The sequence below is a fragment of the Pseudomonas pseudonitroreducens genome (assembly GCF_021603645.1).
Lineage (GTDB): Bacteria > Pseudomonadota > Gammaproteobacteria > Pseudomonadales > Pseudomonadaceae > Pseudomonas > Pseudomonas pseudonitroreducens.
Genome location: NZ_BQHJ01000009.1, coordinates 270,562 through 283,394 on the forward strand (window position 1 = coordinate 270,562; position 12,833 = coordinate 283,394).

Genomic DNA, 12,833 nt, shown 5'->3' on the forward strand with positions numbered 1-12,833 from the left:
TGTGTTCTGGTGGTTGTTCGCGTCAACTGAATATATGAATTATTGCGATTGGTGAAACACACTTTAAATATTGGCTGGGCTCGCCAGGTTGGCAGATTAATTGATCGATGATGGATAATGCGCGCGATAAAGGCTGTGGCGGGATTTTCTGTGGAGCAGTAATCCCTGCAAAAATTGTGTGCTTTATTGTGGTGCGTTGCGTGCGAGTGCCGGATGAATAACGAGATAGTGCAGTATCGGGTCAATGATTATGAACTGACGTGCCAGGTTGCCGGGCGGGGTGCGCCGCTGCTGTTGGTGCACGGGTCGCTTTGTGATTACCGCTACTGGCGGGGGCAGGTCGAGGTCTTGTCGGCCCGGTATCGCGTAATAGTGCCCAGTTTGCGCCACTGTTTCCCGGAGCAGTGGGATGGCGAGGGGGTCGGCTTTACGACGAAGCAGCATGTTGACGACCTGCTGGCATTGATCGATCAAATACCTGGTCCGGTACATCTGCTGGGGCATTCGCGCGGAGGGAATATCTGTCTGCGGCTGGCGTTGATGGCTCCTCGTAAATTACTTTCGTTGACGCTTGCTGATCCGGGTGGCGACTTTGCCGATGATGTTTTTGCTGGGGTAAACATCGAGGCGCCAAATTCTCCCGTCGAGCGCAATCAATTTCGTCTTCAGGCTCTGCAGATGATTCGCGCGGGGGCGACGGAGGAGGGGCTTCGGCTGTTTGTCGATACCGTTAGTGGCGCGGGAGTCTGGTCGAAGTCCTCGCGTCAGTTTCGTGAAATGGCAACAGCCAATGCCATGACATTGGTCGGGCAGGTCGCTGATCATCCCGTGCCAATTAATCGCGAGCAGATCGCGCAATTGCAGTTGCCGGTATTGCTGATCGGTGGGGCTAAAAGTCCGGAGCCGTTTCCGCGAATCATCCAGGCGTTGCAGTCGACCCTTGCTGATGCTCGGTCAGTGATGATTTCCGGTGCCTCCCATGGCATGAATGTGATCCGCCCGGCGTCCTTCAATCGAGCCGTTCTCGAATTTGTCGAGCAATACTGAGCGAAGTCAGGGTTGCCGCTCGTCAGTTCCTCTGAGTTGCAGTAACATCCTCCGCCTTGCCCGCTATCGTTTGCGGGCAGGTTTTCGATTTCTTCCAGTGATCTCCGTCCGCGCGCGAAAGCGCAGGGTGCCGACAAGGCGCCTGCCACTGTGAGGCAGGCCTGCCCGGCGGGCGACGCTTACTGGCACATCCCAACCCATGTGGCCTTTCGTAGGGGTCACCACTAGGAGAGGAGGCGCCATGCCCATCATTACTCTTCCCGACGGTAGTCAGCGTTCTTTCGATCATCCGGTCAGCGTGACCGAGGTGGCGCAATCCATTGGCGCAGGCCTGGCGAAAGCCACCCTGGCCGGCAAGGTCAACGGCCGTCTGGTCGATGCCTGCGACATCATCGACAGCGACGCGACCCTGCAAATCATTACCCCGAAGGACGAGGACGGGCTGGAAATCATCCGCCACTCCTGCGCCCACCTGGTGGGCCATGCGGTCAAGCAGCTGTATCCGACCGCCAAGATGGTCATCGGCCCGGTGATCGATGAGGGCTTCTATTACGACATCGCCTTCGAGCGTCCCTTCACGCCGGAAGACATGGCAGCCATCGAAAAGCGCATGGCCGAGCTGATCGAGAAGGATTACGACGTCATCAAGAAGATGACGCCGCGTGCTGAAGTCATCGAGACCTTCAAGGCCCGTGGTGAGGAATACAAGCTGCGCCTCATCGACGATATGCCGGACGAGAAGGCCATGGGCCTGTACTTCCATGAGGAGTACGTGGACATGTGTCGCGGCCCGCACGTGCCGAATACTCGTTTCCTGAAAGCGTTCAAGCTGACCAAGATTTCCGGCGCCTACTGGCGTGGCGACTCGAAGAACGAGCAGTTGCAGCGCGTCTATGGCACCGCCTGGGCGGACAAGAAGCAGCTGGCTGCCTACGTCCAGCGTATCGAGGAGGCCGAGAAGCGCGATCACCGCCGCATCGGCAAGCAGCTCGATCTCTTCCACCTCCAGGAAGAAGCGCCGGGCATGGTCTTCTGGCACCCGAACGGCTGGACTGTCTATCAGGTGCTCGAGCAGTACATGCGCAAGGTGCAGCGTGACCACGGATACGTGGAAGTCCGCACTCCGCAGGTCGTCGATCGCATCCTCTGGGAGCGTTCCGGCCATTGGACCAACTACGCCGAGAACATGTTCACCACTTCGTCGGAAAGCCGCGACTTTGCGGTCAAGCCGATGAACTGCCCGTGCCATGTGCAGATCTTCAACCAGGGCCTGAAGTCCTACCGCGACCTGCCGCTGCGCCTCGCCGAGTTTGGCGCGTGCCACCGCAACGAACCGTCCGGTGCGCTGCACGGCATCATGCGTGTACGTGGCTTCACCCAGGACGATGCGCACATCTTCTGCACCGAAGAGCAGGTAAAGAAGGAAGCGGCCGACTTCATCAGGCTGACCCTGCAGGTCTATTCGGACTTCGGCTTCAGCGATGTCTCCATGAAGCTGTCCACCCGTCCGGCCAAGCGCGTCGGTTCCGAAGAGCTGTGGGATCGCGCCGAAAGTGCTCTGGCCGACGCTCTGAACGAATCCGGCCTGGAGTGGGAATATCAGCCGGGCGAGGGTGCCTTCTACGGTCCGAAGATCGAGTTCACCCTGAAGGACTGCCTCGGCCGTAACTGGCAATGCGGCACCCTGCAGTACGATCCGAACCTGCCGGAGCGTCTGGATGCCAGCTATATCGCCGAAGATAACAGCCGTACCCGCCCGGTTATGCTGCACCGCGCGATCCTCGGCTCCTTCGAGCGCTTCATCGGCATGCTCATCGAGCACTACGCCGGTCTGTTCCCGGCATGGCTCGCACCGACCCAGGCGGTGGTGATGAATATCACTGACAAGCAGGGCGAATGGGCCGAAGAAGTGGTGCGTCAGCTCGAACAAAGCGGATTCCGTGCCAAGTCTGACTTGAGAAACGAGAAAATTGGCTTTAAAATCCGCGAGCATACTTTGCTCAAGGTTCCCTATCTGCTGGTTATCGGTGATAGGGAAGTTGAATCGCAGGCCGTCGCCGTACGTACGCGCGAAGGGGCAGACCTCGGCTCGATGCCGGTCGCCCAGTTCGCGGAGCTTCTCGCTCAGGCGGTTTCCCGGCGTGGTCGCCAAGACTCGGAGTAATCATTATTAAGCGTGAAATGAGACAGGATAAGCGGGCTCTCCCGAAACCACCGATCAACGAAAACATCACCGCCCGTGAGGTGCGTCTGATTGGTGCCGACGGTCAACAGATTGGCGTGGTCTCCCTCGATGAGGCCCTCCGTCTAGCCGACGAGGCCAAGCTGGACCTGGTGGAAATTTCTGCTGATGCGGTGCCCCCTGTCTGCCGCATCATGGACTACGGCAAGCACCTCTTCGAGAAGAAGAAGCAAGCCGCTGCTGCGAAGAAAAACCAGCACCAGCAACAGATCAAAGAAATCAAGTTTCGTCCAGGGACGGAAGAAGGGGATTACCAGGTAAAACTACGCAACCTGGTACGTTTCCTTAATGAAGGGGACAAGGCCAAGGTATCGCTTCGATTCCGTGGTCGTGAGATGGCCCACCAGGAGCTGGGCATGGAGCTGTTGAAGCGGGTCGAAAACGACCTCGCGGAAATCGGCACCGTGGAACAGCATCCCAAGCTGGAAGGACGCCAGCTGATGATGGTCATCGCTCCCAAGAAGCGTAAATAACCTCCCGGGCACTGGCAGGCCTGATGGTTATCAGTTGTTAACGAATGCGGAGTACTAAACATGCCAAAGATGAAAACCAAGAGTGGCGCCAAAAAGCGCTTCAAAGTGACTGCTGGTGGCATCAAGCACAAGCACGCTTTCAAGAGCCACATCCTGACCAAAATGACCACCAAGCGTAAGCGTCAGCTGCGCGGCACTTCGATGCTCGCTGCTTCCGACGTTCGCCGTGTAGCGCGCTCCCTGCGTCTGCGTTGATTTCTGGTAGAGGATAAATAAATGGCTCGTGTTAAGCGTGGCGTAATTGCCCGTCGTCGTCACAAAAAGATTCTGAAGCTCGCAAAAGGCTACTACGGCGCGCGCTCGCGCGTGTTCCGTGTTGCCAAGCAGGCGGTAATCAAGGCTGGCCAATACGCCTACCGCGACCGTCGTCAGCGCAAGCGTCAGTTCCGCGCCCTGTGGATCGCCCGTATCAACGCTGGTGCTCGTCAGAACGGTCTGTCCTACAGCCGTCTGATCGCTGGCCTGAAAAAGGCGGCCATCGAGATCGACCGTAAGGTACTGGCCGATCTGGCTGTGAACGAAAAAGCGGCGTTTACCGCGATTGTCGAGAAAGCGAAGGCCAGCCTGGCTTAAGCCCCACGACAGTTACCGGATCTCGGTCCGGACGTAACGTCACCGATAGGGGAAGAGCCTTACCGCTCTTCCCCTATTTTGTATCTGGAGTTGGTACATGGAAAACCTGGACGCGCTGGTTTCGCAGGCCCTGGACGCCGTGCGAAACACCGAAGACGTCAACGCCCTGGAGCAGATCCGGGTTCACTACCTCGGCAAGAAAGGCGAGCTGACCCAGGTCATGAAGACCCTGGGCGATTTGCCGGCCGAAGAGCGCCCAAAGGTCGGTGCGCTGATCAACGTCGCCAAGGAAAAGGTTCAGGATGTGCTGAACGCCCGCAAGGCCGAGCTGGAGGGCGCTGCCCTCGCCGCCAAGCTGGCAGCCGAGCGCATCGACGTGACCCTGCCGGGCCGTGGCCAGTCCTCCGGCGGTCTGCACCCGGTCACCCGCACCAAGGAGCGCATCGAGCAGTGCTTCACCCGCATCGGCTATGAAGTGGCCGAGGGTCCGGAAGTCGAAGACGACTACCACAACTTCGAAGCGCTCAACATTCCGGGCCACCACCCGGCTCGTGCCATGCACGACACCTTCTACTTCAATGCGAACATGCTGCTGCGCACCCATACCTCGCCGGTACAGGTCCGCACCATGGAAAGCCAGAAGCCGCCGATTCGCATTGTCTGCCCGGGCCGCGTTTACCGCTGCGACTCCGACCTGACCCACTCGCCGATGTTCCATCAGGTCGAAGGTCTGTTGGTCGATGAAGACGTCAGCTTCGCCGACCTCAAGGGCACCATCGAAGAGTTCCTCCGCGCCTTCTTCGAGAAAGAATTCTCCGTCCGCTTCCGTCCGTCCTTCTTCCCCTTCACCGAGCCTTCGGCGGAAGTCGACATCCAGTGCGTGCTTTGCAGCGGCAAAGGCTGCCGTGTCTGCAAGCAGACTGGCTGGCTGGAAGTCATGGGTTGCGGCATGGTCCACCCCGACGTGCTGCGCATGTCCGGCATCGATCCCGAGAAGTACCAGGGCTTCGCCTTCGGCATGGGTATCGAGCGTCTGGCCATGCTGCGCTATGGCGTGAACGACTTGCGCCTGTTCTTCGACAACGATCTGCGGTTCCTCGGCCAGTTCCGCTAGCCCGCAAGACCGTCAACGCATTTAGGAGAACAGGATGAAATTCAGTGAACAGTGGCTGCGGAGCTGGGTAAACCCGCAGGTATCCCGTGATGAGCTGGTAGCTCGTCTGTCCATGGCCGGCCTCGAGGTCGACGCCGTGATCCCGGTCGCCGGTCAGTTCAGCGGTGTGGTGGTGGGCGAAGTGCTGTCGACCGAACAGCACCCGGATGCCGACAAGCTGCGCGTCTGCCAGGTCAGCAACGGTTCGGAGACCTTCCAGGTCGTCTGTGGCGCGCCCAATGTGCGCCCAGGCCTGAAGATTCCCTTCGCTATGATCGGCGCCGAGCTGCCGGGCGACTTCAAGATCAAGAAGGCCAAGCTGCGCGGTGTTGAATCCAACGGCATGCTCTGCTCGGCCAAAGAGCTGGAAATCAGCGAAGAGAACGCCGGTCTGATGGAGCTCGCCGCGGATGCCCCTGTGGGTGCCAATATCCGCGACTACCTCGAACTGGACGACGCTTCCATCGAGATCGGCCTGACCCCGAACCGTGGTGATTGCCTGTCTCTGACCGGCCTCGCTCGCGAAGTCGGCGCGCTGTACAGCGCCGAGGTCAAGCCGGTAGTGATCAGTGCTGTTGCTCCGCAGATCGATGAAGTGCGCAGCGTTGAGCTGCTGGCTCCCAAGGCCTGCCCGCGCTACCTCGGTCGCGTCGTCCGCAACGTCGACCTGAGCAAGCCGACCCCTCTGTGGATGGTCGAGCGCCTGCGCCGTTCCGACATCCGCAGCATCGACGCTGCCGTCGACATCACCAACTACGTGATGATCGAGCTGGGGCAACCAATGCACGCCTTCGATCTCGACGAGATCAAGGGTGGCGTTCGCGTGCGCATGGCGGAGGAGGGCGAGAAGCTCGTCCTGCTCGACGGCCAGGAAGTCACCCTGCGTGCCGACACCCTGGTGATTGCCGATCATGAGCGTGCCCTGGCCATTGCTGGCGTGATGGGCGGCGAACACAGCGGCGTCAGCGCCAAGACCCGTGATCTGTTCCTGGAAAGCGCCTTCTTCGACAGCATCGCCGTCGCTGGCAAGGCTCGTTCTTATGGCCTGCACACCGATGCCTCGCACCGCTTCGAGCGTGGCGTGGACTCGCAGCTGGCTCGTCGCGCCATGGAGCGCGCCACTGAGCTGCTGCTGCAGATTGTTGGTGGCGAAGCTGGTCCGATGGTGGAAGCCGTTAGCGAGGCCGACCTGCCCAAGGTCGCTCCGGTCACCCTGCGTGCCGAGCGCGTTACCCAGATGCTGGGCATGACCCTGGAAAACACCGAGATCGAGCGTCTGCTCACCGCCCTGGAATTCGACGTCCAGAAAGCCGGTGCCGATACCTGGACTGTTGGCGTGCCGAGCCATCGCTTCGACGTCTCGATCGAAGTCGATCTGATCGAAGAGCTGGGTCGCCTGTACGGCTACAACCGCCTGCCGGTTCGCTACCCGCAGGCCCGCCTGGCGCCGAATACCAAGTCCGAGTCCCAGGCCGAACTGCCGGCGCTGCGCCGCCTGCTGGTCGCTCGCGATTACCAGGAAGCCATCACCTACAGCTTCATCGATCCCAAGCTGTTCCAGCTGTTCCATCCCGGCGTCGAGCCGCTGATGCTGGCCAACCCGATCTCCGCCGACATGGCCGCCATGCGCGCCTCGCTCTGGCCGGGTCTGGTGAAGTCACTTCAGCACAACCTCAATCGCCAGCAGACCCGCGTGCGCCTGTTCGAAAGTGGCTTGCGTTTCGTCGGTCAGCTGGAAGGTCTGGTGCAAGAAAACATGCTCGCCGGCGTCGTCTGCGGTGCACGTCAGCCGGAAGGTTGGGCCAACGGTCGCGAGAATGTCGACTTCTTCGACGTGAAGGCCGATGTCGAAGCACTGCTGGGCAATGCTGGTGCCATCGAAGCTTTCACCTTCTCCCCGGCGGAGCACCCGGCGCTGCACCCAGGCCAGACCGCCAAGATCGAGCGCGATGGCGTGCTGGTCGGCTATCTGGGCGCCCTGCACCCGGAGCTGGCCAAGGCGCTGGACCTGGATCGTCCGGTCTACGTTTTCGAGCTGGTACTGGCCGAAGTGGCCAAGGGTCGCCTGCCGAAATTCAGTGAGCTGTCCCGCTTCCCTGAAGTGCGCCGTGACCTGGCGCTGATCGTCGATCTGGATACCCCGGCCGAGTTCGTGCTGGCAAATATCCGTGAAACGGCGGGCGAATGGCTGACGGACCTCAGGCTGTTTGACGTCTACCACGGTAAAGGTATTGATCCGCTTAGAAAAAGCTTGGCCGTTGGCTTGACCTGGCAGCATCCATCACGCACTCTTAACGATGACGAGGTGAACGCGACTACGCAGAATATCGTCGCCTCGCTGGAACAAAGGTTCAACGCCACGTTAAGGAAGTAGCGTATGGGGGCTCTGACGAAAGCTGAAATTGCTGAACGTCTGTACGAAGAGCTGGGCCTGAATAAGCGGGAAGCCAAGGAACTGGTGGAGCTCTTCTTTGAAGAGATCCGCCAGGCGCTGGAGCATAACGAACAGGTGAAGTTGTCGGGTTTCGGCAACTTCGACCTGCGCGACAAGCGCCAGCGTCCCGGACGCAACCCGAAGACGGGAGAGGAAATCCCGATCACAGCCCGGCGCGTCGTCACCTTTCGTCCAGGGCAGAAACTGAAGGCCAGGGTTGAAGCTTATGCTGGAACCAAGTCATAACGACGAGTTGCCCCCCATCCCGGGCAAGCGCTATTTCACCATCGGTGAAGTGAGCGATCTTTGCGCGGTGAAGCCGCACGTGCTGCGGTACTGGGAACAAGAATTCCCGCAACTCAACCCGGTCAAGCGAAGGGGCAACCGGCGCTATTACCAGCGCCAGGACGTGCTCATGATTCGCCAGATTCGCGCGCTGCTCTACGACCAGGGCTTCACCATCGGTGGTGCCCGTCAGCGCCTCACCGGTGACGAAGCTCGCGAGGACGCCACCCAGTACAAGCAACTGATCCGGCAGATGATCGCCGAATTGGAAGATGTGCTGCATGTGCTGCGCAAGTAACTGAAAAAAATGAAAAAAGCACTTCTCCAAAGCAAATGCTTGGGGTATAGTGCGATCCGCTTCTGAGGGAACTCAAAAGCAACGTCGGGGCGTAGCGCAGCCTGGTAGCGCACTTGCATGGGGTGCAAGGGGTCGAGTGTTCGAATCACTCCGTCCCGACCAAAAAACTCAAGAAAATCCAGTCACTTAGCGGTGACTGGATTTTTTTATGCTTGTAGGTTTTGGCTTCCTCTTAGTAAAGGGGGGGCTGGTTGCCAATTGGTTGCCAATTGAGATTGGCTTGAGAATCATGGGGATTAAGGTCGGCCGTGAAGGCGGAGTGTTAGCCGCGCCCTGAGCTGCGAATGGTGGTGCTGATCAATGAAGATGGGGGAGCGGAGCTGATCGACAACATCAATTGGTGTACGTGCACAAGGCTCTGATGCGGTCTACACGCCGGTGCAGGGGTTCAGTGTAGTCGATTTGGGCTGCCAGGAGGGTAATGCACTTTCTAGCATCGTTACCTGCTCAATGAGCCAGCCCACACGGGTATGTTCCTTAGCCTGTTCGAACAGATCTGGAGTGGCCAGGAAAAACTGGAGGACGTCACCGCGCGTCTTTGTGGCCGCATTGCGTCGGTGTGTCAAAGTCGACAAGAAGTGGGCATGAAGAGTGTCTAGGTAGCGCCCATCACCTGAGGACAGAAGAAGGGCGTGCCGTGCATCGTACGGCCGCAAACATTCCCTGCGGAATTCGGTAAGCGCGACCGAGTGAGCCGCCGGATGGGGCTGTTCAGGGTATCCAGCGCGCTTCAGTGAGGTGGCTCTGTTTGGGCGATCTGGCTCCAGCCGCTGTCGAACGTGAATGTCCGGGTCTGTGCGATGGGGTTCTGAATCCTGAGTACTCGAGCTTGTGCCGGGTCGGTTGCGTGCTCGACCACATACAGCCAGTACGCATCGCCCTTTTCGCGCGCGTAGTCGAATTGCGTGTGTGATAGTCCAACAGGGCGATCTTCCAGGCTGCCCGTCATCGATTTCACCTCAACCCACCGAATCGACCGGCCAGTGCTGTCGGCCTCGTAGAGGTCGAAGCCGGGATTACCGTCTGGCGTGCGGCACAGCGTTGGCTCAAGGCCGATGATCAGGTCAATGGCGTGCCCTTCGATTTGCATTCGTGCCGCTTGATCGAGGCCATCTGGATCTGGGCCATCCTCTTCCGGGTGTGCGCCGACGTAGGAAATGAAGGGGCGCGATCCGGTCTGGCCGGGCGTCCGCTTTCCATTTCCTTTGCCACCAGATGCACCGTGGCTACCTGAGCCACCCTGTGCGCCACCACTGTTGCCTTGGCCATTGCCGCGAGGTTTTCCGCTGCCAGACCCAACTTGCCCCCCGCGTCCCACTCCATTGCCCACGTCGTCGCCCCCATCGAGGTCAGGCGTGCCGGGTGGGATATCCGGCATGTCTTCTCCGTACAAGTCTTGCGCGTCGTCGTATACGTCGCTTTCTGAAGGGGCTTCGGCTTCCGGCTCTGGGGCTGTCGAAGGTTCAGGCTCTTGTGTCGGGCTGGTGCTCAATCGGGATGCCAGCTCGGCGACAATAGCAGGGTCTCTGCGCAGTAGATCAAGAATCGCCGGGTCGATACCTGCCTCCTTCGCCAGTTGATCGATAATCGGTGGTTTGAAGGCAATTTTGGTCTGAAGGAATGAATTGGGCTTCCAGCCAAGTTCCTCGAACACAACGAGGCTGGGGGGGACGAGCTCGCCTTTGGAGTTTGGTACCCATGCGGCCTGATTGAGCGTCCGGATGAAGGCGGCATCAAATCGGGTAGATTTTGTCTCGTGGGAGTAGCTCCATTTGTAGGAGCCGTAGAAGGAAGCCGTGCCGCGTGCCTCAAGGTCAGCCAGCGCGTCCCACAGTACCTTCACTCTCACTGCAGTCTCCTCGGGCGCCAGTGTCGACAAAAACTCCAACAGCTGCGTAAGCCCGCGAAGTGTGAAGTCTTCTGGCGGCATTTCCCAGCTTGCACGTTCAAGGCCTGCTTCTCTGCGAATCTGCGTTTTTTCGTTATGCCCCAGCCCCGACGGCGTTGCTTGCGGTAGGAGGTAACGACTTGCGCCACATGACACTAAGAGGTCGCGAATGTCTTCGCCGCGCAGGCAGTCGTACTCGTTGTCGACGATTAGGATGTCGCGTACACCGGCGAAAAGCTGCTGCAGGCGGTCGGTGGCGATGTAGATGTCTCCTGGCTTGGCGACGTAGGCTTTGCCGTCTCCGGTGTCGACCACCATCACAAACGATGTTTCTCGCAATGCTGCTCTGAGCTTTTCCTTTTGCGCTGCGGAGTCGGTGCCAAAGGCAGTACGGATGCGCTCGATGTCACCTGCGTAGGTGTCGTCATCCACGTCCACTTCGCCCCGCTGGTACTTCGGCAGGAGGTTCCAGATCACGTCATCTACTGGATCGGGTTCGGCGATGCCCAGCGAGCTTAGGAACAAACGCGCTTCGGGTGTCGCACACACTGTTCGGCGTATCGTCGGGAAGCTGGTGGTAATGGCGCTGGGTAGGAAGGCCTTGGCTTTCCCGTTCTCACGGGCGACAACATGGGTGCCATCATCAAGGCGGATGAGCGGAACCGTGTCGAGGTGGCGACGCAGAGCCTTCTCCTGGCCGCTCAGAAATTCATACAGCAGCAACACCCACTCATCGGATTGCGCCTCAAGGAATGGCTTGGTCAGGCTCGGCACCAATTTTGTCGGCGTGATTTCGTCGATGTTGAGTTCGCGCATCAGGTACTGTCGAATCTCAGGGGCCTTGTCCTGTGTGATATCGCCAGATAGCCAGGAGGCGACGTCTGAGCCGAACAGCGCTGCAACCTGGTCCGGGCTCAACAGTTCGCGCAACTCCTGCGTGCGCGCCAGCTTGGCCTGATGGGCGGTTACATGCCTGCCGTTGGAGGCCGGAAGCAGCTCCTCTTCCTCAAAGGCTTGTAAGACGGCATCGAACATCGGTGTGAACCACGAATCTTGCGAGAACTTTTCTCGGTCGAGTGGCAGGCAGCGCAGCGCCGATACATCTAGCATCGCCTCATCGCGCAACCAGCGCATTGCTTCCACCAGCAGGCTAGATGTTTCCCTGACCAGATGCTGATTCCACTGCTCGCCAGGAGGGATATTGTCGCGGCTGGGCGTGGTGCGGTACGGCCCCTGCATGAGAAAACCAAGGTGGCTCTCAACCACGGTCGGAAAAAATACCACCAGTAGTGACTTGGCTAGTGGCTGTACTGCCCAGCGGCCGGGAGAGTCTTTTAACACGACCAACGAGAACGCGATTTCCACTCGCCCGACCTTTTGCTGCTTGGCAGAAAATACGTCGCGGTGGAACACGAGCCAGTTCTGATCGACGTCAGGTCGATCATCCTCGTTGCCTATTACCTTGATGCGCTGGACATTGGGTGCGAGTATTTCGGGGCTGTTGCGCAGATAGAACCCGGACGCGCCGCCCTCGACACTCCAGTTGATTTCGTCGATGTGGCGCAGGAACAGCAGCGCGTCCGGGCCCAGGTGGCGGAACCCAGTCGTGATGTCCTGGGCTGCGCTCGTGTCCTCCGGCTTCAGCGGCAGAATGATCTGCGTTTCCTCCGTCGCGCGAGCCGAACGCGCAATTCGCTTGGGAAAGACGTAGTTTTCAATGGCGAAGTCCTCATCGCCAGAGTGAATCTCCGGAAGATCAGTGACGGTGTAGACCGACTTGAAACCGAGCCCAAAGCGACCAATAGACGACTCGTTCTTGGTGCTCTCGGCGATGTCGCAGACGCTTCGGACGTCGGCCTCATCGAACGGCTTACCGAAGTGGGAGAGGGTAAGTCGGTCTGCGCTCAGGGAGAAAGTGACTTTACGCGAGCCATGCCAATTACCGCGTCTACCAAGGGCATCCTCGGCATTTTGCAGCAGTTCGAATATGAAATGCGTACGGTTGTCGTAGAGTCCGGCTGCCAGCCTCCCTGACTTTTGAGCGCCCTTAGTGCCGTAGCTCTCCCGGTTTTCCTTGCAAATTTCTTCGTAATTCGAAGCCACCGTTAATCCCTCTCGGTCAGGCAAAATTTTGATGCCAAGTCTGCACAGTCGGGTAGTAAAATGACAGCTCGAGCTGTTAGTCAGAGCTACGATAAAATGAGTCGTAGGCTTGATAAGTAGTGAGTCGCGTGGGGGCATGCCTGATGATGAGGCTTTTGTTTTTAAAAGGCTGCAAAGCGTAGTTTATGGCTTAGCTGTCAAGGGCAGACTCCAAGCT

10 protein-coding genes and 1 tRNA gene are annotated in these 12,833 nt (G+C 59.0%); 10 read left to right on the plus strand and 1 reads right to left on the minus strand.

Features of this window, described 5'->3' with window-relative positions:
- Positions 1–213: 213 nt before the first annotated feature.
- The 10 genes from L6D89_RS22395 to L6D89_RS22440 all read left to right on the plus strand — a co-directional run bounded on the left by L6D89_RS22395 (position 214) and on the right by L6D89_RS22440 (position 8,727).
- The gene (locus tag L6D89_RS22395; RefSeq protein ID WP_236201212.1) at positions 214–1,047 is read left to right on the plus strand and encodes an alpha/beta fold hydrolase; all 834 of its coding nucleotides are present in this window, start codon (positions 214–216) and stop codon (positions 1,045–1,047) included.
- Between the two features lie 241 nt (positions 1,048–1,288).
- A complete protein-coding gene (gene thrS, locus L6D89_RS22400) occupies positions 1,289–3,211 on the plus strand; it encodes a threonine--tRNA ligase (protein ID WP_236201213.1) in 1,923 nt (640 codons plus the stop codon).
- Positions 3,211–3,762, plus strand: a complete 552-nt coding sequence (infC, locus tag L6D89_RS22405; RefSeq protein ID WP_169942760.1) for a translation initiation factor IF-3 — start codon at positions 3,211–3,213, stop codon at positions 3,760–3,762. Before thrS ends, infC begins: the two co-directional genes overlap by 1 nt.
- A 60-nt stretch (positions 3,763–3,822) precedes the next feature.
- Complete coding sequence (gene rpmI / locus L6D89_RS22410; protein WP_017516491.1) at positions 3,823–4,017, plus strand: 50S ribosomal protein L35; 195 nt, start codon at positions 3,823–3,825, stop codon at positions 4,015–4,017.
- A gap of 21 nt (positions 4,018–4,038) precedes the next feature.
- The gene (rplT, locus tag L6D89_RS22415) at positions 4,039–4,395 is read left to right on the plus strand and encodes a 50S ribosomal protein L20 (protein ID WP_003099086.1); all 357 of its coding nucleotides are present in this window, start codon (positions 4,039–4,041) and stop codon (positions 4,393–4,395) included.
- 97 nt (positions 4,396–4,492) lie between these two features.
- Positions 4,493–5,509 carry a phenylalanine--tRNA ligase subunit alpha gene (pheS, locus tag L6D89_RS22420; RefSeq protein WP_017516492.1) on the plus strand — a complete coding sequence of 339 codons (1,017 nt, stop codon included), beginning with the start codon at positions 4,493–4,495 and terminating at the stop codon, positions 5,507–5,509.
- 34 nt (positions 5,510–5,543) lie between these two features.
- A complete protein-coding gene (pheT, locus tag L6D89_RS22425) occupies positions 5,544–7,922 on the plus strand; it encodes a phenylalanine--tRNA ligase subunit beta (protein WP_236201214.1) in 2,379 nt (792 codons plus the stop codon).
- A 3-nt stretch (positions 7,923–7,925) separates the two neighbouring features.
- Positions 7,926–8,228, plus strand: coding sequence for an integration host factor subunit alpha (ihfA, locus tag L6D89_RS22430; protein ID WP_003090661.1), 303 nt, complete (start codon positions 7,926–7,928; stop codon positions 8,226–8,228).
- Positions 8,209–8,565: a MerR family transcriptional regulator gene (locus L6D89_RS22435; protein WP_015476661.1), complete on the plus strand. Its 357-nt coding sequence runs from the start codon at positions 8,209–8,211 to the stop codon at positions 8,563–8,565. The genes ihfA and L6D89_RS22435 overlap by 20 nt, the downstream gene beginning before the upstream one ends.
- A gap of 85 nt (positions 8,566–8,650) precedes the next feature.
- Positions 8,651–8,727 (plus strand) — tRNA-Pro (locus tag L6D89_RS22440).
- A gap of 628 nt (positions 8,728–9,355) precedes the next feature.
- Here the strand turns inward: L6D89_RS22440 and L6D89_RS22445 are convergent.
- Positions 9,356–12,616 (minus strand): sacsin N-terminal ATP-binding-like domain-containing protein, encoded by a 3,261-nt coding sequence (locus L6D89_RS22445; RefSeq protein ID WP_236201215.1) that lies wholly within the window; start codon positions 12,614–12,616, stop codon positions 9,356–9,358.
- Positions 12,617–12,833: the final 217 nt, after the last annotated feature.

Coding starts and splice junctions, on each gene's coding strand:
- L6D89_RS22435 (WP_015476661.1), top strand. CDS start 8,209: ATGCTGGAACCAAGTCATAACGACGAGTTGCCCCCCATCCCGGGCAAG.
- rplT (WP_003099086.1), top strand. CDS start 4,039: ATGGCTCGTGTTAAGCGTGGCGTAATTGCCCGTCGTCGTCACAAAAAG.
- L6D89_RS22395 (WP_236201212.1), top strand. CDS start 214: ATGAATAACGAGATAGTGCAGTATCGGGTCAATGATTATGAACTGACG.
- pheT (WP_236201214.1), top strand. CDS start 5,544: ATGAAATTCAGTGAACAGTGGCTGCGGAGCTGGGTAAACCCGCAGGTA.
- rpmI (WP_017516491.1), top strand. CDS start 3,823: ATGCCAAAGATGAAAACCAAGAGTGGCGCCAAAAAGCGCTTCAAAGTG.
- ihfA (WP_003090661.1), top strand. CDS start 7,926: ATGGGGGCTCTGACGAAAGCTGAAATTGCTGAACGTCTGTACGAAGAG.
- pheS (WP_017516492.1), top strand. CDS start 4,493: ATGGAAAACCTGGACGCGCTGGTTTCGCAGGCCCTGGACGCCGTGCGA.
- thrS (WP_236201213.1), top strand. CDS start 1,289: ATGCCCATCATTACTCTTCCCGACGGTAGTCAGCGTTCTTTCGATCAT.